The sequence below is a fragment of the Xanthomonas sontii genome, from assembly GCF_040529055.1.
In the GTDB taxonomy this organism is placed as follows: domain Bacteria; phylum Pseudomonadota; class Gammaproteobacteria; order Xanthomonadales; family Xanthomonadaceae; genus Xanthomonas_A; species Xanthomonas_A sontii.
The window spans coordinates 3304033-3326836 of the sequence record NZ_CP132342.1 but is presented as its reverse complement, the minus strand read 5'-3'; the positions used below and the strand labels follow the sequence as shown (position 1 = coordinate 3326836).

At 67.4% G+C, this 22804-nt stretch carries 21 protein-coding genes; 4 read left to right on the top strand and 17 right to left on the bottom strand.

Features of this window, described 5'->3' with window-relative positions:
* Window position 1: 1 nt before the first annotated feature.
* From fliD to RAB70_RS13910, 16 genes are all read right to left on the bottom strand, one after another.
* Entirely contained in the window at window positions 2-1324 is a 1323-nt protein-coding gene (fliD, locus tag RAB70_RS13985; RefSeq protein ID WP_017916434.1) for a flagellar filament capping protein FliD, read from the bottom strand.
* 198 nt (window positions 1325-1522) lie between these two features.
* Window positions 1523-2707 carry a flagellin gene (locus RAB70_RS13980; RefSeq protein ID WP_148829021.1) on the bottom strand — a complete coding sequence of 395 codons (1185 nt, stop codon included), beginning with the start codon at window positions 2705-2707 and terminating at the stop codon, window positions 1523-1525.
* Window positions 2708-2804: 97 nt separating this feature from the next.
* Entirely contained in the window at window positions 2805-3989 is a 1185-nt protein-coding gene (locus RAB70_RS13975) for a flagellin (protein WP_152246128.1), read from the bottom strand.
* Between the two features lie 829 nt (window positions 3990-4818).
* On the bottom strand, window positions 4819-6003 hold the full coding sequence (locus tag RAB70_RS13970) for a flagellin (protein WP_152246128.1): 1185 nt from the start codon (window positions 6001-6003) through the stop codon (window positions 4819-4821).
* A 332-nt stretch (window positions 6004-6335) separates the two neighbouring features.
* Entirely contained in the window at window positions 6336-7541 is a 1206-nt protein-coding gene (gene flgL / locus RAB70_RS13965) for a flagellar hook-associated protein FlgL (protein WP_017907281.1), read from the bottom strand.
* The gene (gene flgK, locus RAB70_RS13960; protein WP_148828685.1) at window positions 7538-9412 is read right to left on the bottom strand and encodes a flagellar hook-associated protein FlgK; all 1875 of its coding nucleotides are present in this window, start codon (window positions 9410-9412) and stop codon (window positions 7538-7540) included. The genes flgL and flgK overlap by 4 nt, the downstream gene beginning before the upstream one ends.
* Window positions 9413-9423: 11 nt before the next feature.
* Complete coding sequence (gene flgJ / locus RAB70_RS13955; RefSeq protein WP_148828686.1) at window positions 9424-10632, bottom strand: flagellar assembly peptidoglycan hydrolase FlgJ; 1209 nt, start codon at window positions 10630-10632, stop codon at window positions 9424-9426.
* Window position 10633: 1 nt separating this feature from the next.
* Window positions 10634-11752, bottom strand: coding sequence for a flagellar basal body P-ring protein FlgI (locus RAB70_RS13950; protein WP_017912877.1), 1119 nt, complete (start codon window positions 11750-11752; stop codon window positions 10634-10636).
* 8 nt (window positions 11753-11760) lie between these two features.
* A complete protein-coding gene (gene flgH, locus RAB70_RS13945) occupies window positions 11761-12462 on the bottom strand; it encodes a flagellar basal body L-ring protein FlgH (protein ID WP_017908575.1) in 702 nt (233 codons plus the stop codon).
* Window positions 12463-12485: 23 nt separating this feature from the next.
* Window positions 12486-13271, bottom strand: coding sequence for a flagellar basal-body rod protein FlgG (gene flgG, locus RAB70_RS13940; RefSeq protein WP_148828687.1), 786 nt, complete (start codon window positions 13269-13271; stop codon window positions 12486-12488).
* A 102-nt stretch (window positions 13272-13373) separates the two neighbouring features.
* Window positions 13374-14129, bottom strand: coding sequence for a flagellar basal body rod protein FlgF (locus RAB70_RS13935; RefSeq protein WP_017908573.1), 756 nt, complete (start codon window positions 14127-14129; stop codon window positions 13374-13376).
* Window positions 14130-14235: 106 nt separating this feature from the next.
* Entirely contained in the window at window positions 14236-15459 is a 1224-nt protein-coding gene (flgE, locus tag RAB70_RS13930) for a flagellar hook protein FlgE (RefSeq protein WP_017908572.1), read from the bottom strand.
* 29 nt (window positions 15460-15488) lie between these two features.
* A complete protein-coding gene (locus RAB70_RS13925) occupies window positions 15489-16163 on the bottom strand; it encodes a flagellar hook capping FlgD N-terminal domain-containing protein (RefSeq protein WP_017912876.1) in 675 nt (224 codons plus the stop codon).
* A 41-nt stretch (window positions 16164-16204) separates the two neighbouring features.
* Window positions 16205-16612 (bottom strand): flagellar basal body rod protein FlgC, encoded by a 408-nt coding sequence (flgC, locus tag RAB70_RS13920; RefSeq protein ID WP_017908570.1) that lies wholly within the window; start codon window positions 16610-16612, stop codon window positions 16205-16207.
* Between the two features lie 2 nt (window positions 16613-16614).
* Entirely contained in the window at window positions 16615-17013 is a 399-nt protein-coding gene (flgB, locus tag RAB70_RS13915; protein ID WP_017908569.1) for a flagellar basal body rod protein FlgB, read from the bottom strand.
* Between the two features lie 158 nt (window positions 17014-17171).
* Window positions 17172-18122: a chemotaxis protein gene (locus RAB70_RS13910; protein WP_026143352.1), complete on the bottom strand. Its 951-nt coding sequence runs from the start codon at window positions 18120-18122 to the stop codon at window positions 17172-17174.
* Between the two features lie 113 nt (window positions 18123-18235).
* Between RAB70_RS13910 and flgA the strand changes: the two genes are divergently transcribed.
* From flgA to RAB70_RS13890, 4 genes are all read left to right on the top strand, one after another.
* Window positions 18236-18880, top strand: coding sequence for a flagellar basal body P-ring formation chaperone FlgA (flgA, locus tag RAB70_RS13905; protein WP_148828688.1), 645 nt, complete (start codon window positions 18236-18238; stop codon window positions 18878-18880).
* Window positions 18881-18946: 66 nt separating this feature from the next.
* Complete coding sequence (flgM, locus tag RAB70_RS13900; protein WP_026143351.1) at window positions 18947-19264, top strand: flagellar biosynthesis anti-sigma factor FlgM; 318 nt, start codon at window positions 18947-18949, stop codon at window positions 19262-19264.
* Window positions 19265-19266: 2 nt separating this feature from the next.
* On the top strand, window positions 19267-19605 hold the full coding sequence (locus RAB70_RS13895; RefSeq protein WP_026143350.1) for a flagella protein: 339 nt from the start codon (window positions 19267-19269) through the stop codon (window positions 19603-19605).
* Between the two features lie 124 nt (window positions 19606-19729).
* Window positions 19730-20914 (top strand): ATP-binding protein, encoded by a 1185-nt coding sequence (locus tag RAB70_RS13890; protein ID WP_153752804.1) that lies wholly within the window; start codon window positions 19730-19732, stop codon window positions 20912-20914.
* Between the two features lie 161 nt (window positions 20915-21075).
* On the opposite strand, the gene RAB70_RS13885 is transcribed toward RAB70_RS13890, so the two are convergent.
* The gene (locus RAB70_RS13885; protein ID WP_010341742.1) at window positions 21076-22800 is read right to left on the bottom strand and encodes an EAL domain-containing protein; all 1725 of its coding nucleotides are present in this window, start codon (window positions 22798-22800) and stop codon (window positions 21076-21078) included.
* Between the last annotated feature and the right edge of the window lie 4 nt (window positions 22801-22804).

Sequence of the window (22804 nt, the reverse complement as noted above, 5' to 3'; positions counted from 1 at the left end):
GTCATTTGAACTGCTTGGCCAAACCGTCGCTCACGCTCTGCATCTGCGTCACCAGCGTCTCCATCGCCGTGAAGCGCGCGGTGTACTGGTCGCTCAGCGCTTGCATGCGCTTGTCGAGATCGCCGAGTTGGTCGGTCAGGTCGGCGATGTGCTTGTTGATCGCGTCGGTCCGCTGGGTCAGCGTGCCGCTGGTGCTGTCCAGGTTGCTCTTCAGCAGCGTGCTCATGCCGGTACCGAAACTGCCGTTGTTGCCGAGCAGGGTCTTGGCCGCCGACGGATCGGCGGCCGCCGCGGTGTCGAACTTGGCGCTGTCGAAGCTCATCACCCCGTCCTTGTCGATGGTCACGCCCATCGCCATCAGGCCGCTCACGTTGTCGCTGACCAGCCGGCGCAGCGACTGCTGCAGGCCGCGCACCATCGCATCGCCGGTCATCGGCGAGGCCTTCTTGTTGGTGGCGTCGTAGGCGCTGGACGACTTGAGCACGCTGTTGGCGGAGTTGTAGGCGCTGACCAGGGCAGTCAGATTGGCCTTCAGCGGGGTGTTGTCGTTGGTGATGTTGAGATTGAAGCTGGTGCCGGCCACGGCCTTGGTGAGATTGATGGCCACGCCGGGCACCAGGTCGGCGATGGTGTTGCTGCTGGAGGTGCGCTGGAAGCCGTCCACTTTCACCACCGCGTCGGCGGCGGCGATGGTCTGGGTCAGCCCGCCGTTGTTGCCGGGCGGGTAGGTGAGCTTGGCCAGGCCGCCGTCGCCGCCGGACGTGGTGATGGTCAGGGCGCCCTTGGTGCCGGTGTCGACCGCGTTGAGCACCAGATGGTCGCCATCGTCGGCGGTGACCACGCTGGCGGTCACGCCGGCACCGTTGGCGGCCTTGTTGATGAAGGCGGCCACGTCGCTGAGCTTGCTGCCGGCATCGACGTTGATGTTGAGCGTGGTGCTGCCGTAGGCGATGGTCAGGGTGCCGCCACCGACGACGGCGCCGCTGGCGTAGGCCGACGAGGTCAGTTTCTGCGACTGCGCCAGTTTCACCACCTCGATGCCGTATTTGCCGGCGTTGGCGCTGGAGGTCACGGTGGCGGTATAGCCGGCGCCGTCGTCGATGGTCGCCTTGTAGGCGCCCTTGTCGGCGCTGTCGGACACCGTGCTCATCGCCGTCTGCAGGTTGGACAGCGCGCTCTTGATCGTGCTCAAGGACGACAGTTGCGCGCTGGAAGCGGTACCGTCGCGGTTGATCCGGTCTTCCTGCGGCTGGCGTTCCTTCGCCACCAGTTTGGCGACGAAGCTGGGAATGTCCAGGCCTGAGCCGATTCCAGTGGTGGACATGGTGGCGGTCCTTGAGGTGGCCGGCACGCGGTGCGCCAGCGGCTGAGGGGAGTATCGGCGCGCGGGAGCGCTTCTTGAGCGGCGCCTGCGCGTTGCGACGGCTCCCCGTGCCATGCAAATCCTGTGCCGCATCCAGGGCGTCAAAAAAAGGCCCCTCCTTGCGGAGGGGCCCCGTGGTGCGTTGCGGTGCGTCCGTGCTTAGCCCTGGAGCAGGCTCAGCACGCTCTGCGGCGCCTGCTTGGCCTGAGCCAGCATGGCGGTGCCGGCCTGCTGCAGGATCTGCGTGCGGGTCAGCTCGGCGGTTTCCTTGGCGTAGTCGGTGTCGCGGATGCGGCTGCGCGAGGCCGACAGGTTCTCCGAGGTGGAGCTCAGGTTGGCGATGGTGGAGGTGAAGCGGTTCTGGATCGCACCCATGTCCGCGCGCGAGGAGTTCACCGAGGTCAGCGCGTTGTCGATGATGCTCAGCGCCTTCTGCGCGCCCTGGAAGGTCGAGATGTCCACGTCCTTCAGGAAGTTGGTGGTACCCGCGGCGGCAGTGGCAGTGGCGGCGATGCCGCTCTGGTCGAAGGTGATGCCGGTGGCGCCGGTGGCCGAGCCCGCGGTGAACGAGAAGTCCTGGCCGCCCTTGACCGATTCCAGCTTCAGCTTGTTGCTGCTGTCCACCGAGGCGTACACGCCGGTCTGGGCCAGCTTGTCGTTGATCGCCGAGGCGATCTTCTTGGCCACGCTGGTGTCCACGTCGCCGACGGCCACCGAGACCGAGGCGATGCTGACGCCGTTGACGACCATGCCGGAGAAGCTGCCGCTGGCGGTGGCGGTACCCGAGGCCAGGGCGTTGGTGGTGGTCTGGGTGGCGGCGAAGCCGGCCTTGCCCAGCGCGGCGGCGCTGGCGTTGACGATGCTGTTGATGCCGATGGTCTGGCCGGCGTCGGCACCGATCTGGAACAGGGCGCCGGAGAACGAGCCGTCCAGCAGCTTGGTGCCGTTGAAGTTGGTCTGGCTGGAGACGCGGTCGATTTCCGAGGCCAGCTGCTTGACTTCCGAGTTCAGCGCGCCACGGTCGGTGGTGGAGTTGGTGGCGTTGGCCGACTGCACCGCCAGTTCGCGGATACGCTGCAGGTTGTTGCCGATTTCGACCATCGCGCCTTCGGCGGTCTGCGCCAGCGAGATGCCGTCGTTGGCGTTGCGCGAGGCAACGTCCAGGCCGCGGATCTGGGTGGTGAAGCGCTCGGAGATCGCCAGACCGGCCGCGTCGTCCTTGGCGCTGTTGATGCGCAGGCCCGAGGACAGGCGCTGGATCGTCGTCGCCAGGCTGGCGCTGGTGGTATTGAGGTTCCGCTGAGCGTTCAGCGACATTACGTTGGTATTGATGACCTGTGCCATTTGTACGCCTTGGTTTTAACGTGTTTGATATCGTTTCCGCTCGAGGGCTCCTAATGGCGTAGAAGCCCTCGGCGGTGCGTCGCGGCTTGCCGCGCGCTTAGCCCTGGAGCAGGCTCAGCACGCTCTGCGGCGCCTGCTTGGCCTGAGCCAGCATGGCGGTGCCGGCCTGCTGCAGGATCTGCGTGCGGGTCAGCTCGGCGGTTTCCTTGGCGTAGTCGGTGTCGCGGATGCGGCTGCGCGAAGCCGACAGGTTCTCGGAGGTGGAGCTCAGGTTGGCGATGGTGGACGTGAAGCGGTTCTGGATCGCACCCATGTCCGCGCGCGAGGAGTTCACCGAGGTCAGCGCGTTGTCGATGATGCTCAGCGCCTTCTGCGCGCCCTGGAAGGTCGAGATGTCCACGTCCTTCAGGAAGTTGGTGGTACCCGCGGCGGCAGTGGCAGTGGCGGCGATGCCGCTCTGGTCGAAGGTGATGCCGGTGGCACCGGTGGCGCTGCCCGCGGTGAACGAGAAGTCCTGGCCGCCCTTGACCGATTCCAGCTTCAGCTTGTTGCTGCTGTCCAGCGAGGCGTACACGCCGGTCTGGGCCAGCTTGTCGTTGATCGCCGAGGCGATCTTCTTGGCCACATCGGTGTCCACGTCGCCGACGGCCACCGAGACCGAGGCGATGCTGACGCCGTTGACGACCATGCCGGAGAAGCTGCCGCTGGCGGTGGCGGTACCCGAGGCCAGGGCGTTGGTGGTGGTCTGGGTGGCGGCGAAGCCGGCCTTGCCCAGCGAGGCGGCGCTGGCGTTGACGATGCTGTTGATGCCGATGGTCTGGCCGGCGTCGGCGCCGACCTGGAACAGCGCGCCGGAGAAGGAGCCGTCCAGCAGCTTGGTGCCGTTGAAGTTGGTCTGGCTGGAGACGCGGTCGATTTCCGAGGCCAGCTGCTTGACTTCCGAGTTCAGCGCGCCGCGGTCGGTGGTGGAGTTGGTCGCATTGGCCGACTGCACCGCCAGTTCGCGGATACGCTGCAGGTTGTTGCCGATTTCGACCATCGCGCCTTCGGCGGTCTGCGCCAGCGAGATGCCGTCGTTGGCGTTGCGCGAGGCCACGTCCAGGCCGCGGATCTGGGTGGTGAAGCGCTCGGAGATCGCCAGACCGGCCGCGTCGTCCTTGGCGCTGTTGATGCGCAGGCCCGAGGACAGGCGCTGGATCGTCGTCGCCAGGCTGGCGCTGGTGGTGTTGAGGTTCCGCTGAGCGTTCAGCGACATTACGTTGGTATTGATGACCTGTGCCATTTTGATATCTCCTCTAAGCGATTTGTCCGGCAACCCATTGGTGCCTGGAGCCTCCGCAGGGGGCCATCAATTGGCCAGTGCCGCTGCTGGTATAAGTAACGGCAGTCGGTGCGCAACCTTTAGGGATTTACTGCCGAAAATTTGGCGTTTCGGCGATTTGCGTGACACCAGAAACGCGGCGAAAGGCTTGTTTCGGCCGCGCTTCGTCAAACTTTAGGCGTCTTGCACAAGTCGGGGAAAGAGCGGCCTGGATCGCGCCGAGGGCGATGCGCGCGATGTTCTCGATCGTGTGTCGCGTCGACGACGCGAACGCTTGACCTGCCGGTACGCAGCGCATCGCGACGCGAGGGCTTGGCCATCTCTCCCTCTACCTGTCTGATCGCCTTACGGCCGTCCATGACTATGAAGTAGAAGGAGCGTCGGTTGTCCGGCGATGTAGGCAATGCCGGCGCGCTTTCAGGTCGTGCACTGCGTTGATGACGCATGACAGGCGATCTTGAAGTGCGGCCACGGTCATCGCCAACTGCTGACCGCCATCCAGCCCACTGGTCACGTGTCGCGCGACAGCGCAGGCGGTCGGTGGCCATGGCTGTCTCCCGTCGATCCCGCATAACGGGTCGCATGCACGGGATCGCCGCGAATAGCGTGGCCACGCTGTCAGCTGGCCGTCGCCCTGCCAGTCATGGCAGCGCTCGCCTTCGGCGTCGAGGACCGGCAACGCGCGGAGATGACGCTTCCTCCGGGATGCGACGGCCCGTCGCGGGAAGAGGAAACAAAAAAGGCCCCTCCTTGCGGAGGGGCCTCGGTGGCGCAATGCGGCTGGCGACGCTTAGCCCTGGAGCAGGCTCAGCACGCTCTGCGGGGCCTGCTTGGCCTGAGCCAGCATCGCGGTGCCGGCCTGCTGCAGGATCTGCGTGCGGGTCAGCTCGGCGGTTTCCTTGGCGTAGTCGGTATCGCGGATGCGGCTGCGCGAGGCCGACAGGTTCTCCGAGGTGGAGCTCAGGTTGGCGATGGTGGAGGTGAAGCGGTTCTGGATCGCACCCATGTCCGCACGCGAGGAGTTCACCGAGGTCAGCGCGTTGTCGATGATGCTCAACGCCTTCTGCGCGCCCTGGAAGGTCGAGATGTCCACGTCCTTCAGGAAGTTGGTGGTGCCCGCGGCGGCAGTGGCAGTGGCGGCGATGCCGCTCTGGTCGAAGGTGATGCCGGTGGCACCGGTGGCGCTGCCCGCGGTGAACGAGAAGTCCTGGCCGCCCTTGACCGATTCCAGCTTCAGCTTGTTGCTGCTGTCCAGCGAGGCGTACACGCCGGTCTGGGCCAGCTTGTCGTTGATCGCCGAGGCGATCTTCTTGGCCACATCGGTGTCCACGTCGCCGACGGCCACCGAGACCGAGGCGATGCTGACGCCGTTGACGACCATGCCGGAGAAGCTGCCGCTGGCGGTGGCGGTACCCGAGGCCAGGGCGTTGGTGGTGGTCTGGGTGGCGGCGAAGCCGGCCTTGCCCAGCGAGGCGGCGCTGGCGTTGACGATGCTGTTGATGCCGATGGTCTGGCCGGCGTCGGCGCCGACCTGGAACAGTGCGCCGGAGAAGGAGCCGTCCAGCAGCTTGGTGCCGTTGAAGTTGGTCTGGCTGGAGACGCGATCGATTTCCGAGGCCAGCTGCTTGACTTCCGAGTTCAGCGCGCCACGGTCGGTGGTGGAGTTGGTGGCGTTGGCCGACTGCACCGCCAGTTCGCGGATACGCTGCAGGTTGTTGCCGATTTCGACCATCGCGCCTTCGGCGGTCTGCGCCAGCGAGATGCCGTCGTTGGCGTTGCGCGAGGCCACGTCCAGGCCGCGGATCTGGGTGGTGAAGCGCTCGGAGATCGCCAGACCGGCCGCGTCGTCCTTGGCGCTGTTGATGCGCAGGCCCGAGGACAGGCGCTGGATCGTCGTCGCCAGGCTGGCGCTGGTGGTGTTGAGGTTCCGCTGAGCGTTCAGCGACATTACGTTGGTATTGATGACCTGTGCCATTTTGATATCTCCTCTAAGCGATTTGTCCGGCAACCGGTTGGTGCCTGGAGTCTCCGCAGGGGGCCATCAATTTGGCCAGTGCGGCTGGTGATATAAGTAACGGCGACAGGCTCGCAACCTTTAGCGATTTACTGCAGAAAATTTGCCGTTCCGGCGATGCGCAAAACACCAGGAATACCGCGGAGAGCCTTTCTCGGCCGCACTTCGGCAAACTTTAGGGCTGCCTGCGCGTTGTCTACCTATCCAGCGGCGATGACGATCTTTGTATAACGCGAAAGGCCCGGAAGCGTTGCCGCGCTCCGGGCCTTTCTGTATATCCGGTATATCGCCGATCAGCCGAGCCGGTCGAACAGCGACATCCTTTGCATCTGGGTAAAGATGGTCTGTGCCGCTTTCAGCGCCGACTGTTCCAGTTGGTACTGGGAGATCGCCTGTGCGTAGTCGAGGTCGCGCAGCGAGGACAGGGTGGTCTTCAGGGTCACGTCGTTGGAGGCGCGCAGGTCGGTGGCGTTGTCGATCGCCGCGAGCTGGGCGCCGCCGGCGGCGCGCGCATCGATCATCTTCGACGAGGCCTGGGTGATGTCGCGCATCGACGACTGCAGACCATTCTGCAGGGCAGCCTTGGCGGCCGGGGTGATCGGATCGGTGTTGAGCAGGTTGACCAGGTTGCTGATGGTGGAGAACACGTCCTTGGTGGTCGAGGCGCCGATCTGGAAGCTGTCGCCGGCGGCGGGGGCGCCGTCCACACGCATCTTCAAGCCGGGCAGGCCGATGCTCTCGCCGGCGGCATAGGTGCCGGTGTTGACCACCGCGCCACTGCTGTCGCGCACCTCGTAGGTGGTGGCGGCGGTGAACACGACACTGTAGCTGCCGCCGTTCCAGGCGCTGCCGGAGCCGTCGCGGCTGAAATCCAGCAGCAGGCCGGTGCCGGTGTTGCCGGCGGCCGCATGCGCGTCCACGGTGCCGTCGCCGGTGGGTACGCGCATGAAGATCTCGCTGCCGGGCAGGGTGTCGGAGACCTTGGTGTCCGGTGCCACTTCCACGCTGCGCTGGGTCTGGTTGCCGCTGTAGACCACGTTGCCCGAGACCACGGCGAACGGGGCCGCATCGTCGGCGGTGCCGCCGAACAGGTAGCGGCCGGAGCCGTCGGTGCTGTTGGACAGGCTCAGCAGGCTGTCGTGCAGGGTCTTCAGCTCCGCGGCGATGGCCTTGCGGTCGGGCGTGGTCAGCGCCGAACTATTGGCTTCCACCGTCAGATCCTTGACCCGCGCCATCAGGTCGCCGGCCTGCGCCAGCGAGTTTTCCTGCAGGTTGAGCCGATTCTGCACGTTGTTGGCGTTGTCGCCGAAGCGCGCCAGCGCGGCCACCGTGCGGTCCAGGCTGACCGCGGTGCCCGCGGCGACCGGATCGTCGGCCGCACTGACGATGCGCTGACCGGTGGAGAGCTGTTGCTGCAGGTGCGAGATCGTCGCCTGCTTGCCGAGCATGGTGTTGAGCGACTGATTGAAGATCATGCCGCTGGAGATGCGATTGCTCATCGGACCGCGCTCAGGATGGACTGGAACAGGGTGTCGGCGGTGGAGATCAGGCGCGAGGCCGCCTGGTAGGCCTGCTGCAGCCGCAGCATGTCCGCCGCTTCCTCGTCGAGGTTGACGCCGGACAGCGAGTCGCGCGCGTCCTGTGCGCTGCTCTGGATCACGTCCTGCGCATCGGCCGCGTACTTGGCCTGGCGCGCCGCCGAGCCGACCGTGGTGGTCAGGCCGGCCACCGCACCGTTGAGGGTGATGGTGCCGCCGTTGAAGGCCTTGGCATCGTCCAGGTTGGACAGCAGCAGGGCGTTGCCGTTGTTGCTCGAGCCGACCCCGGTCGGGCCCACCGCGAAGCTGTCGCCGGCGGACGGGACCCCGTCCATGGTCAGGCTCCAGCCGTTGGCGCTGATGGTCTGGCCGGCGGTGTAGGTCTGCGGCGCGCCGCCGTTGATCGAGTAATGGGTGGAATCGATGAAGGCGATGTTCGCCGGCGTCAGCAGGTTGGCATTGTTGGCGTTGGTTGCGGTGACATTGCTGACCTTGCCGGTGCCCTGGTTGCTGAGCGTGGCGCTGGCCTGGATCGGCGTCGCCGCGGCGATGCGCGAGGGGTCGCTGATGGCCACGGACAGCTTGCTGATGGCATTGGCGGTGGGCTGCAGCAGGAACTTGTCGCCGCTGGCGGCGGTGCCGGAGACCTGCAGGGTCACGCCGTTGACCACGAACGGATCGGCGTTGGTGCCGGAGCCGCTCATCGGGACGCTGGCGCCGGTGTCGGCGCGGCTGGCGCTCCAGGCGGTGCCGTTGTAGGTCAGCAGCAGGTTCTGCCCGTCGAGCTTGCTCAGGTCGCTGACGTTGGCGGTGAACGCCGCGGTGCCGGTGTTGGCGCTGTTGCCGTCCACGGTCGGCGCCGGCAGGTTGAAGAAATCGCCGCCCATCTGGCCGTACAGGTCCATGCCGGCGTGGTGCTGCTGGTTGTAGCTGCTGGCCACGCCGGTGGCGATGCGGCCGAGTTCGGCCTTGGTCGGATCCAGAACGTTGCTGCGGAACTCCAGGAAGCCGCCGATCTGCCCGCCCAGTGCCTTGCTGGTGAGCGGCGTCGAGCCGCCCGGGGTCTTCAGCGCGATCTGCAGCTTTTCCGGTTGATAGGGATCGGGACTGGTGACCAGGGTCGACGCATTGGTGCCGACCACCATCGCCTGGCCGCCGGAGGTGTAGACGTTCATCATCCCGCCGTCCTGCTGGATGACGCTGCCGCCGGTGTAGCCGATGAGCTGGCCGATCATCTGGTCGCGGCGATCGAGCAGGTCCGGTGCGGCGGCATTGGCGTTGGAGCCGATCTGGCCGTTGAGCTTGGCGATCTCGGTGGCCAGGCGGTTGGCTTCGGCGGTGCCGGCCAGCAGACCGTTGTTGACTTCGCTGCCGAGCGAGTCGAGCTGGCCGTTGAGCTGCTTGAAGCGGGTGACCAGCGAATTGCCGGCGTCCAGCAGGTTCTGCCGGTTGGCGCTGGCCGAGGCGTTGGAGGACAGGCCGGTGGTGGCGTCGAAGAAGTTCGACCACTGTCCGGCGATGCTGGTGGCCTTGTCCGAGAACAGCCCGTCGACGCGGCTGGACAGGCTGGAGAGCTGCTTCAGCCTGGCGACTTCGCCGGTGCTGTCGAACAGGCGCGAGATCGCCAGTTGGTCGGCGACGCGGGAGACGTCGGTGATCTGGGTGCCGTTGCCGATGAACTCGCTGCCGTACTGGCTCGGGACCGTGGTCGCGAACGTCGTCCGCTGCCGGCTGTAGCCGTCGGTATTGATGTTGGCGACGTTGTGGCTGACCGTGGACAGGGCCCGCTGGAAGGCGAGCAGGGCGCCGGTACCGGTGGAGAGGATGGACATGGACGGCTACCTCAACGGCGCACGAGGCCGGACGGATCGACGGTGCTGGCCAGCACGCGCTCGATGCCGCCGGCGGCGGCGCTGCCGATCGCGGCCACCGCACGGCCGATGGTCGGGCCGCCGGCGATGGCGGCGATCTTGGCTGCGTAGGCGGGGTCGGTGGCGTAGCCGGCGCGCTGCAGGCCCTGGGCGAAGCCGCGGATGTCGGTGCCGGCCTTCAGCGCCTGCTGGTAGCGCGGATTGGTCTTCAGCAGGCGCACGTAGTCGGCGAAGCTTTCCGCCGGCGAGGAATAGGCACGGAAATCGGCGGTCTGCGACTGCTTGACCCCGTCCACGTACTCGTGGGTGCCGGTGGTCACGCGGTCGCCGTTCCAGCCGGTGGCCTTGATCCCGAACAGGTTGTTGGAACTGGCGCCGTCGCCGCGGGAAATGCCGCGGCGGCCCCAGCCGGTTTCCAGCGCGGCCTGCGCGACCAGGGCGCGCGCGTCCACGCCCAGTTCCTGCGCGGCCTTCTGCGCATGGTTCCAGATCTTGGCGACGAAGCCTTCCGGGGTGCGCTCGCCGAGGCTGGCCGCGGCGGCGTTGGCGGCCGCGGCGGCGCTGGGATCGATGGCGGTGCCGCTGTCGGCGGCCGCCTGCACGTTCGACCAGCGGTCGTCGGCACCGGCCCAGGACATGCCGGCGCTGCCGTCGGCCGGGCTGCTGCCGATGGCCTGGTGCATGGCGCTGCTCTCGCGGCCGGCGATCATGTCCAGCACCTGTTGCTGCGGGGCGGCGGTCGCCTCGGCGCCGCTCCACGGGCCGACGCCGGCGCCGGCCGTGGCACCGGCGGCAAGCGCGGCTTCGCCCTGCAGCGCCATCGGGCCGTTGCCGGACTGACCGGACACCAGCGAGTAGGCCTTGGCCGCCTTGGCCGCGCCCAGCGAGGTATTGGCCGGCGTGGTCGCCGCCGGCTGGCCGCCACCGAGCTGCTTGGAGATCATCGCCGCCAGGCCCAGCCCCTTGCCGTCGGTCAGGCCCTTGGCGAGCTGCTGGTCGTACATGTCGCGGAAGGTCTGGTTCTCGCCGGGGAACAGCGAATTGCCGAAACTGGCCTCGCGCATGCTTTTGACCAGCATGTTGGCGAACTGCCCTTCGAGCTGGCGCGAGACCTTGTCGATCTTGGCCGGATCGTTCTGGGTAGAGGCGTGCAGGTCGAAGGGAGCGGCCGAGATACGCATGTCAGATCACCTCCAGCTCCGCGCTCAGGGCACCGGCCTGCTTGAGCGCTTCCAGAATCGCGATCAGGTCGCCAGGCGCGGCGCCGACCTCGTTGACCGCCCGCACGATCTGATCCAGCGAGGTGCCGCCCTCGAACTTGAACATGCGGCTGCCTTCGTTGGTGGCGGTGATGGTGGACTTGGGCGTGGCCACGGTCTGGCCGCCACTCAGCGCATTGGGCTGGCTGACCTGGGTGCCTTCGCTGATGGTCACCGTCAGCGAGCCGTGCGAGATCGCCGCCGGGCTGACCCGGACCTGCGAGCCGATCACCACCGTGCCGGTGCGGGCGTTGACCACCACCTTGGCCGGTGCCGCACCCGGCGACAGCTCGACGTTCTCGATCCGTGCCAGCAGGCCGATCCGCGCGCTCTGGTCGGTGGGCGAACGCACCGCCACGGTGGAGCCGTCCACCGCATGTGCGCTGCCGGGGCCGAAGGTGCTTTCCAGCGCCGAGACCATGCGCGAGACGGTGGTGAAATCGGGCTGGTGCAGGTTGAGGGTGATCTCGCCGGTGTTGCCGAACACGTCCGGCAGCGCACGTTCCACCGTCGCGCCGTTGGGGATCAGGCCGACGCTGGGCACGTTCACCGAGATCCGCGAACCGTCCTTGCCCTGCGCGCCGAAGCCGCCGACCACCAGGTTGCCCTGGGCCACCGCATAGACCTGGCCGTCGGCGCCCTTCAGCGGCGCCATCAGCAGGGTACCGCCGCGCAGCGAGATGGCGTTGCCGATCGAGGAGACGGTGATGTCGATGGTCTGGCCCGGCTTGGCGAACGCCGGCAGCTGCGCGCTGATCGCCACCGCGGCCACGTTCTTCAACTGCGGGTTGACGTTGGCCGGCACGTTGACGCCCAGCTCGCCGAGCATGTTCTTCAAGCTCTGCACGGTGAAGGGCGCCTGGCTGGTGCGGTCGCCGCTGCCGTCCAGGCCGACCACCAGGCCGTAGCCGACCAGCGCGTTGTTGCGCACGCCGCCGACCTGGGCCAGGTCCTTGATGCGTTCGGCCGCGGCCGGCGCGGCCAGGCCGGCGCACAGGGCGACGGCGGCGAGCAGGCGGCAGGGCAGGGACAGGAGAGTCATGGCGGGCCTCAGTACGGCGAGATGCGCGAGTTGAAGAAGCGGCTCAGCCAGCCCATTGCGTTGGACTGCGCGACCGCGCCGCGGCCGCCGTAGGCGATGCGCGCTTCGGCCACCTTGCTGGAGGGAATGGTGTTGTCCGGGGCGATGTCGGCGGCGCGGACCACGCCCTGCACCTGCACCAGTTCGTCGCCCTGGTTCAGGCGCAGGTTCTTCTGGCCCTGGATCACCAGGTTGCCGTTGGGCAGGCGCTGCATCACGGTCACGGTGATGCTGCCCTGCATGGTGTTGCTCTGCGCGGTGTTGCCCTTGCCGGCGAAGCTGCGGTCGCCGCTGGTGGAGTTGTTGAGGATGTTGGTGCCGTTGACGGTGAGCGGCGCGCCCAGCAGCGTCGGCGTGGCCATGGTCACCGCATCCTTTTTGCTGATGCTGGTGTTGGCGGTGCTGCTGGCGTTGGTGCTTTCGACCAGGGTGATGGTCAGCAGGTCGCCGACGTCGCGGGCGCGACGATCGGAGTACAGCTGCAGGCCGGGGCCGGCGGCGTAGATCGCACCCGCGGTCGGCTGCGCCTGCGGCGCCATCACCGGCACGATCGGCGCCATCGGCGCGTACGGACGCACGTCGCCGGCGGCCACGCCCAGACCGGCGCAACCGCCGAGCAGGACCGGCAGCAGCAGCGCGGCGGAGAAGGAGAGAGAGGACAGGCGCGACATGGCGGATTCCGGAGGCGAGGGGATCAGACGTTGTTGTTCAGATAGCCGAGCATCGAGTCGGTGGTGGAGATGGCCTTGGCATTCATCTCGTAGGCGCGCTGGGTCTCGATCATGCTCACCAGCTCTTCCACCACATTGACGTTGCTGCCTTCCAGCGCGCCCTGCGCGATCTTGCCGAGGCCGTTGAGGCCGGGCGTGCCGTTCGTCGCCGGCCCGGAGGCGGCGGTTTCCACATACAGGTTCTGGCCCTGGGCCTGCAGGCCGGAGGGATTGATGAAGTCGGTCAGGGTCAGCGCGCCGACCTGCAGCGCCGCGGCGGTACCGGCGACCTGCACGCTCACCGTGCCGTCGGAAGCGATGGTCACCGACTGCGCGCCTTCCGGAATCTGGATGCCCGGCTGGATCGGGTAGCCGCTGTTGGTGACCAGTTGGCCCTGCGCATCGATCTGGAAGCTGCCGTCGCGGGTGTAGGCCGAGGTGCCGTCCGGCATCTGCACTTCGAAGAAGCCGCGGCCGTTGACCATCACGTCCAGGGCGCGATCGGTCTGCTGCTGGCTGCCCTGCTCGAAATCCTTGGCGGTGGCGACCACGCGCACGCCGGTACCCACCTGCAGGCCCGAGGGCAGCTGCGTCTGCGAGGAGCTGGCGCCGCCGGGCTGCCGCAGCTGTTGGTACAGCAGGTCCTCGAAGTTGGCGCGGTCGCGCTTGAAACCGGTGGTGTTGGTGTTGGCCAGGTTGTTGGAGACGACCGACATGCGCGTCTGCTGCGCATCCAGTCCGGTCTTGGCGACCCACAAAGCCTGATTCATGACCCGAGTTCCTCTGATGGTGGCCCCGGCACGACGCGCCGGGGGCGCAGGGAGTGATGCACGTGCCGTGCCAAACCGGCGCCGCTGGCGCCGCGGCGTGCCTTAGCCGTTCAGACGCAGCAGGGTGTTGGCCGACTGCGCGTTCTCGTCGCCGTTCTTGATGACCTTCACCTGCATTTCGAACTGGCGCTGCAACTGGATCATCTGCACCAGCGCACCGGCGGCATCGACGTTGCTGCCCTCGAGTACCCCGGTTCGCAGCGAATTGCCGGTGGCCGGCGCAAAGGCCTTGGCCGGATCGTCGCTGACATTGCGCATCAGGCCGTCGGGCCTGCGCGTGAGCTGGTCCGCCGGCGCCTGCACCACCTTCAGCGTGGCGATGGTGCTCATCGCGGTGGGAGCTTCGCCCAGCGGCACGATCGACACCGTGCCGTCGTTGCCGATCTCCAGCGACTGGTGCGGCGGAATCGCCACCGGATTGCCCTGGTCGTCGAGCACCGCATGGCCGCTGGCGGTGACCAGCTGGCCGTTCGGGGTCAGCGCCAATTCGCCGCCGCGCGTGTACGCCTCCTTGCCGTCGGCGGACTGCACCGCCAGCCAGCGATCGGCATCCAGCGACAGATCCAGCGGATTGCCGGTCTGGTGCTGCGCGCCGACGTCGCGGTTGAACCCCTGGTCGATGTGCAGCGCATCGATCCGCGACGGATAACCGGCGCCAGGAATCCGATAGGCCTCGGTATTGGCCAGCGCCGCCTTGAACCCGGAGGTCTCGACGTTGGCCAGGTTGTGCGACACGGTGGCCTGCGCCTGCAGCGACGCGCGGGCGCCGGTCATGGCGACGTAGAGGGCTTTGTCCATTGGAGGGAACCGGGAATGGGGAATCGGGAATGGCGGAAAGCGGGAGGTCGGTGGCGGGAACCGCGTTTACGATTCCCGATTCCCCGTTCCCGATTCCCGGCGGTCGTCAACGCATATTGATGATGGTCTGCGTGACCTGATCCTGGGTCGAGATCACCTGCGAGTTCGCCTGGAAGTTGCGCTGGGCCACGATCATGTTGACCAACTGCTCGGTCAGGTCGACGGTCGAGGATTCCAGTGCGCCGGACTGCACGCTGCCGAAGTCCGAGGTCGCAGGCGAGCCGGTGCGGGCGATGCCCGAGGCCGAGCTTTCCGCCCAGGCGTTGTCGCCGAGCGAACTCAGGCCCTGCGGATTGACGAAGTTGGTCACCGCGATCTGGCCCAGCGCCTTGTCGGCGTTGTTGGAGTAGCGCGCGTAGACGATGCCCTTCTCGTCGATGCTGATCGAGTTGAGCTTGCCGCTGGCGTAGCCGTCCTGGGTCGCGCCGCGCAGGGCGAAGGCTTCGCCGTACTGGGTCGAGCCGAACACGTTGAGGGTCAGCGACAGGGTGCCGGCGCCGGTGGCGGGGGTGAAGGAGCCCAGCGGAATCTTGCCGTCGGCCGGGCTGACCAGCGCGCCGCTGTTGGAGAACTGCAGCGTGCTGGCGCCGCCGGCGGCGACGCCGTCCACGTAGTTGTAGACGGTCCACTGGTTGGGCGTAGCGGTCTTGACGAAGTACGAGGTCTGCACGTGGGCCACGCCCAGCGAGTCGTAGACGGTGGTGCCGCCGCTGGAGTTGTTGTAGCTGTTGGCGTCGTTCGGATCGAACGTGGCCACCGTCGGCGGCTGGGTATTGCCGGGCAGGGTGAAGGTCAGGTTGACCGTGCTGCTCTGCTTGGGCGGGCTGTCGGTGGTCAGCAACTGCAGGTCGGTCAGCGTACCGGCCGCAAAGCCGTTGCCGTTGCTCGCCGGCGGGAACACCTGCAGCCGCGCGCCTTGCGGATTGACCACATAGCCGTTGGCGTCGGTCTGGAAGTTGCCGGCGCGCGAGTACACGCGAGCGCCGTTGTTTGACAGGGTGAAGAAGCCAGAGCCGGAAATGGCCAGGTCCAGGCTGCGCCCGGTCGGATCGATGGTGCCCTGCGAGAACTGCTGGGCGACGTTGCTGACGCGCACGCCCGACCCCACCGCGTTGCGCGCCAGGCCGTAGCCGTTGAGCGTGAACTGGTCGGCGAACTCGGCGCGCGAGCCCTTGAAGCCGGTGGTGTTGGCGTTGGCGATGTTGTTGGCGGTGACGTTGAGGTCGGTATTGGCCGCCCTGAGGCCGGACAGCGATGTATTGAAACCCATGGTGGACTCCTGTGGATGTCGGCGTGGCGTTAGCTGACGCGGAGGACGTTGGTCAGCGGCGTGGTGCCGAGCCCGGTCAGATCGAGATAGATGCCGTCCGATCCGATGATGGCGCTCTCGACCGGCGCCTGGACGTAGGTAGACAGGGACAGTTGGTTGCCCTGGGCATCGGTCTGCCCAGCGATGATGCTGTAGCTGCCGGCCGGCATGCGCTTGCCGCTGGCGTCGGTGCCGTCCCAGGCGAAATCGAGCTGGCCGGCCTTGTCGGCGGTGAGGCTGATCTTCTTGATCGGCTGGCCGGTGGCGTCGCTGACGGTGACGTCGACCACGCCGGCGGCCTTGGCCGCGACCAGGCCGCCGGTGCTGCCCTCGGCGCCCAGCGGCAGCGTCGCCGACGGCACCAGCACCTTGTGTCCGATCAGATTGGCGCCGCGCAGCACCTGGTCGGTGCTCATCGACGAGGACAGGGCGGTGACGGTCTTGTTGAGGTCGCCGATGCCCTGCACCGTGGACAGCTGCGCCATCTGCGCGACCATCTGGCTGTTGTCCATCGGCTTGAGCGGATCCTGGTGCTGCAGCTGCTCGGTCATCAGCTTCAGGAAGTCCGCCTGCTGCAGCGCCTTGTTCTTGGTGGTGCTGGTGTTGGCCGAGGCGCTCAGGCCCAGGCTGGAATAGGTGTCGGTGGAGGTGGTGACGCTGCTCATGAAAGCGGTCCTGGGACGTGACGCGGCGGAAGGAGGGCGGATCAGCGGCCCATGGTCAGAGTGGCCAGCGCCAGTTCCTTGGCGGTGTTGAGCACCTCCACGCCGGCCTGGTAATTGCGCGAAGCGGAGATCAGGTTGACCATCTGCGAGACCGGGTCCACATCGGGCGAATAGATGTAGCCCTCGGCGTCGGCGAGCGGATGGCCGGGTTCGTAGCGCTTGATCGGCGGTGCGTTGGTCTGGGCGATTTCCTTGACGTTGACCGAGGTCAGGCTGCTGTCGTGCGGGTTGCGCACCGCCTGGAAGATCGGCTCGATCGGCTTGTAGGCCGCCTCCGCCGAACCGGCCACCGAATCGGCGTTGGACAGGTTGCTGGCGATGGTGCTCATGCGCACCGACTGCGCCTGCAGCGCGGAGCCGGCGACGTCGAAGATCGGCAGGTTGCTCATGCTTATTGGCCCGTGATCGCGGTGAGCATGCTGCGCACCTTGGATTCGAGGAAGCTCAGCGAGGCGCGGTACTCCAGCGCGGCGCGGCCGTAGGCGGCGCGTTCGGCGTCCGGATCGACGGTGTTGCCGTCCATGCTGGGCTGGCTGGCGGCCCGGGTGATCTGGAACGGATTCAGGCCATCGCCGCCGACCGCGATGTGGCGGCTGTCGTCGACCGCGAGCTGGGTGCCTTCGCGCTGTCCCTGCGCGGCACGCATCGCCGCGTCGAAATCCAGGTCCTGGGCCTTGTACCCGGGCGTGTCGACGTTGCTGAGGTTGCTGGCGATCAGCTTCATGCGCTGCTCGCGCAGCGGCAGGGCGTCGCCATGGACGCCGAAGTAGGCTGTGATCGGATTGGACATGGCACGATCCCGCGGTTCGTTGCCGAAACCACAGGCAAGGCGCGTGCCAAAGGCGGGCGCGGGGCCCCGTGAGATCAGGGGGTTGCCTCGGGAGGCGGGGGACGCCCGCGCTCTATTAGAACGTCAGGCAGGCCACGCAGCGAGACGCGGCGCCCGGGTCAGGCGGCCGCTTGCGCTGCCGCGGCGACCACCCGCAGCCGGGTCAGCACGTACTCGGCCAACTCGTTGGGGCTGTACTTGGCCACGAAGGCATTGGCGCCCACGCGCTCGACCATCGCATTGTTGAACACGCCCGACAGCGAGGTGTGCAACAGCACGTACAGGCCGGCCAGCCCGGGGTGACGGCGGATTTCCGTCGTCAGCGTGTAGCCGTCCATCGCCGGCATCTCGATGTCCGAGATCACCATGGCGTAGCGTTCGGCCGGATTCTCGCCGGCGGCGTGGATCTGCAAGAGATGGTCCAGGGCCTGGCGGCCGTCCGACAGCAGGGTCGCGCCGACCCCGAGCTGGTCCAGCACGCTGCGGATCTGCTGCCGCGCCACCCGCGAGTCGTCGACTACCAGCACCTGCAGCTGCGGGCCGGTGAGCGCCAGCGACGGGTCCAGGTTGGCCTCGACCCGGGTCTGGGCGATGTCGGCCAGCACGCTTTCCACGTCGATCACCTGGATCAGCTCGCCCTGGAAACGGGTCACCGCGGTCAGGTAGCTGGACTCGGCGCCCAGTTCCGGTGGCGGATGGATGTCCTCCACCGCGATGTTGACGATGCGTTCCACGCCGCTGACCAGGAAGCCCTGGACCGAGCGGTTGAATTCGGTCACCACCAGATAGCCTGGGGCGGTGTCCGCGTTCGGCTCGCGCTCCGGATGGCCGATGGCCAGGCCCAGGTCGAGCACCGGCACCGAGCGCCCGCGCACGTCGGCGACGCCGGAGAATTGCAGCGGCAGCCCCGGCACCTGGAACAGCTCCGGGCGGCGCAGCACTTCCTGCACCTTGAAGACGTTCACGCCAAAAAGCTGACGACCGCCCAGCCGGAACAGCAGCAGGGCAAGCCGGTTGTGGCCCGCCAAGCGGGTGCGCTGGTCGATTCGGTTGAGAAGGTCATGACTCATGGCGTTCATATCGGCGCCTGCGCGGCGGAACTTGAGGGCGCGGTCCGGATCGGACGTGCGGTTTGCGGCACGGCCTTTGCATGGTGCCGGCGACCTTTCAGAGAGAGACGGCGATGCGCCCGATCCTATTGCTGGTCCTGCTGGCGGCGACGCCGGCCTGGGCCGCGGACTTCCAGCCGGTGGAGTCGATCCGTGCCGCGGCGTTGTCGCTGGCCGGGGCCGACGCCGATGCCGAGGCGACCCTGGACCCCTCGGTGCGGGTGCCGCTGTGCCCGGTGCCGCTGCAGGCGCAGCCGACCGGCACCACCACCGTGGAGGTGAGTTGCCCGCGCGAGACCGGCTGGCGGCTGTTCGTCCCGGTGAAGGTGCGGCGCATGCAGCATGTGCTGGTGCTGGCGCGCGGCCTGTCCGCTGGAGAAACCATCGGCGCGGCCGATATCGTCCCCGAGAAGCGCGACGCGGCGCGCATCGTCGGCGCCGCGATGACCGAGCCGGAAGCGGCGATCGGCAAGGTGGTGCGGCGAACCCTGCCGGCCGGCACCCTGCTGTCCGCCACCGACCTGGTCGCGCCGCGGCTGGTCCGGCGCGGCGACAATGTGGCGCTGGTGGCACGCAGTGGTGGCCTGGAAGTGCGCATGTCCGGCCGTGCACTGGGCGATGCGGGCGAAAACGAGCGGGTGACCGTCGAAAACCTGTCGTCCAAGCGCATCGTTCAGGGAACTGTGTCACAAAATGGCGACGTTTTAGTGACGCGCTAAGAATCCGGCTAAAGTTCTCCGACGCTGTGCCGTTACCTACACCGAACCCGTAACAGGATGTCCGTCATGACCCAGAAAATTGAAGGGAGTTTGCCGAGCCCGGCCACCCTTCGCACGTCGTCCGTCTCGACCAAGGCCGCCTCCGGCGCGTCCGAGGAAGGCAAGGAGCGTGCGGTCGGTGCGGCCGCAGCCACCGATAGCCTGCGCCTGACCGGCGAAGCGTCCGGTTTGCAGACCCTGCAGCGCCAACTGTCAGCCGCGCCGGCGGTGGACAGCAGCCGCGTCGATGCGGTGCGCTCGGCGCTGCAGAACGGCAGCTACAAGATCAACCCCGACGCGATCGCCAGCCGCATGATCGACATGGATCGGCAACTCGGCGCATGAACATGTCCGTGACCAACCCCCTGCAGCAGCTCAGCGACGCGCTCGCCGGCGAGCGCCAGGCGTTGTTGGATCACAACGTGGAAGGCCTCATGCAGGCGACCAGCGCCAAGCTGGCGGCACTGCGCGCACTCGAGGCCGACGTGCCCGCCGGCGCCGAGGCCGAACTGCGGCTGCGTGAGCTGGCCGACGCCAATCGCGCCAACGGCGCGCTGCTGTCGCGGCGCCGACGCGAGGTCAACTGGGCGCTGCGCCACCTCGGCCGCAGCGAGAGCGCGTCGTCCTACGACGCCAACGGCGAGTCCAGCACGCCGCTCTCCCAGCGTCCGCTGGCGGTCGCCTAAGCCGCGGCGCAGTCCCACTGCGGGACGCGCATCCGCCGGCGGCAACGGCGTATATTGGGCATCCATCGATCGCCCGCCGCCTGTCGTGAATTTCGCCGAAATCAATCCCAACGCACCGCTCGTCCTGCCCGCACGCGAGAACCTGCTCGCCCTGAGCGAACTGCTGTACGAAGGCGTGGTGCTGTTCCGCGCCGACGGCCAGTTGCTGCTCGCCAACAGCGCCGCGCGCCGCCATCTCTCCTCCAGCGCCGACACCGGCGCATTGGCCTCGCATCTGGCGCAGTGGCTGCCGGGCGACGCGCTGTCGCAGGCGCGCAGCAGTGGCCGCTGGAGCGGCAGCCTGCCGACCGAACAGCACGTGGTGCTGGCGCACCTGTACTTCCACGCTGACGCGGACGGCGGCCATTACCTGATGCTGATCCAGGGCATCGAAGGCCAGCAGGACTACGAACAGGAACTGCAGCAACGCCACGCCGAACTGCGCCAGGCCTACCTGCGCCTCAACGGCGCACAGGAAAAGCTGCTGCAGTCGGAAAAGATGGCCTCGATCGGCCAGCTTGCCGCGGGCGTCGCCCACGAAATCAACAATCCCATCGGCTACGTCCATTCCAACCTGGGCAGCCTGCAGGAATACCTGCGCAGCCTGTTCACCCTGATCGAGGCCTACGAGCGCGCCCTGCGCGCACCGGATCCGAAGGCGCTGATCCCGGAAATCGACGACATCCGCAACCGCTTCGACATCGACTTCATCAGCCGCGACCTGCCGCAACTGATGGCCGAATCGCGCGAAGGCATCGAGCGGGTCACCCGCATCGTCCGCGACCTGAAGGACTTCTCCTATTCCGGCCGCGAGGAGTCGTGGAAGCTGGTGGACCTGCATTCGGGCCTGGAATCGACGATCAACATCATCTGGAACGAGCTCAAGTACAAGGTCACCCTGGAGCGCCACTACGGCAACCTGCCGCTGGTGGAGTGCCTGCCGTCCGAGCTCAACCAGGTGTACATGAACCTGCTGCTCAACGCCGGCCAGGCGATCGGCGAGCGCGGCACCATCGTGGTCAGCACCGGCCAGGACGGCGAGGAGGTGTGGATCGAGTTCAAGGACTCCGGCGCCGGCATTGCGGCGGACCTGCTGCAGCGCATCTTCGACCCGTTCTTCACCACCAAACCGGTCGGCAGCGGCACCGGCCTGGGCCTGTCGATCTCCTACGGCATCGTCAACAAGCACCACGGCCGCATCGATGTCAGCAGCGTCGTCGGCGAGGGCTCGACGTTCCGGATCGTGATTCCGGTTAGGCAGCCCAAGTAGCTGGGAATGGGGAATCGGGAATGGGGAGTAGGAAAAGCGGGAGCGCTGACGCTGTTCGCTTTCCGTGTCGCCGATGTCGCCATATTGACCTGACCTGAAAAAAGAAAAGCCGCAATGCGGCTTTTCCCATTCCCGATTCCCCGTTCCCGATTCCCGGCTTCTCAGGGCCCCGCATCCCGCCGCTGTTCGTCGTGCGTGCGGAAGGCCTGGCGGATGTGTTCGCGCAGTTCGTCGTCGTTCCACGGCTTGGTCAGGAAGCGGTAGATCGCGCCGCGGTTGATCGCGTCGGTGACGGTGGCCAGGTCGGTGTAGCCGGACAGGACCAGGCGGATGGTGTCGGGGTAGAGCATCTTCACCCGGCCCAGGAACTCGGTGCCGCTCATGTCGGACATGCGCTGGTCGGACAGGATCACCTGCACGTCGTTGGTGGCGAGCAGGTCGAAGGCGTCGCGGACGTTGCCGGCGGCGAGAATGCGGTAGCCGTCGCGGCGGAACAGGCGCACCAGCGAGCGCAGCACGTTCTCTTCGTCGTCGAGCAGCAGCAGGGTGCGGTCCGGGCGGGTCTCGGTGAACGATTCCGGGCGCAGGTAGCGCCGGCGCAGGGCCATGCCCGCCGCTTCGGCCGACATCGGTTCGCCGAACAGGTAGCCCTGGAAGATGTCGCAGTCGTTGCGGCGCAGGAAGCCCAGCTGCGCCTGCGATTCGACGCCGTTGGCGATCACCACCATGCCCAGCTGGTGGCCCATGGCGATGATCGCGCGGGCGATCGCCGCCTCGCGGTTGCCGGCCGGTGCGCTCTTGATGAAGCTGCGGTCGATCTTCAGCTTGTCCACCGGGTAGCGCACCAGCGCGCTGAGGCTGGAGTCGCCGGTGCCGAAGTTGTCCAGGCTCAGGCTGATGCCTTCGCGGCACAGGTTGGCCAGGGTCTCGTGGACGAAGTTGACGTTGTTGGTCAGTGCGCTTTCGTTGATCTCCAGCACCACCATCTGCGGCGGTACCCCGGCCGCCTGCAGCGCCGACATCACCTCGTTGAAGAAGGTCGGGCGCAGCAGCTGCAGGGTGGAGACGTTGACCGCGATGGTGAAGTCGTCGAAGCCCTGGTCGCGCCACAGCCGCGCCTGGCGCAGCGCGCCTTCCATCACCCAGGTGCCGATCTGCACGATCACGCCCAGGCGCTCGGCGGTGCGCATGAAGCGCTCCGGCACCAGGATGCCCAGGGTCGGCGACTGCCAGCGCAGCAGCGATTCCATGCCGACCACGCGGCCGTCGCGGGCGCTGACCATCGGCTGGTAGCGCAGGCGCAGCTCGCCGTTGGGAATGGCGTCGACGATCTGCCGCGAGATGATGCTCTCGCTGTGCGCGCTGGGCGGGCCGTCGGCGGCGTACAGGCGCACCAGGTTGCCGCCTTCGCGCGCGGCCTGGTAGACCGCGTCCTCGGCGAAGTCGAGCAGGGTCGACAACCGCGTGGAATGCTCCGGGCACAGGCTCACGCCGATCTTGCCGGTCATGAACAGGGTGTACGGCAGCACCGACAGCGGCAGCTCGATCTGCTGCCGGATCTCCTCGGCGAAGGCTTCAGGCGGCGGCACGTCGGCGGTGCGCGGTACCGCCATCACCAGTTCGTCGCTGCCGTGGCGCCACAGCAGGCCGCGGCCGCGCAGGTGCGCCTGCAGCCGGTGCGCGAGCAGCGCCAGCGCCTGGTCGCCGACCTCCGGGCTCATGTTCTCGTTGATCGAGGCGAAGTGGTCGATGTCGATGTGCAGCAGCATCACCCCCGGCCCGCCGGCGAGCGCCTCGGCGATCATGCCGGTCAGGGCGGGATGGCCCGCACCCAGGCGCGACGGCAGTTCGTCGTCCACGGGTACGGCGCTGGCGGGATTCCACATCGGC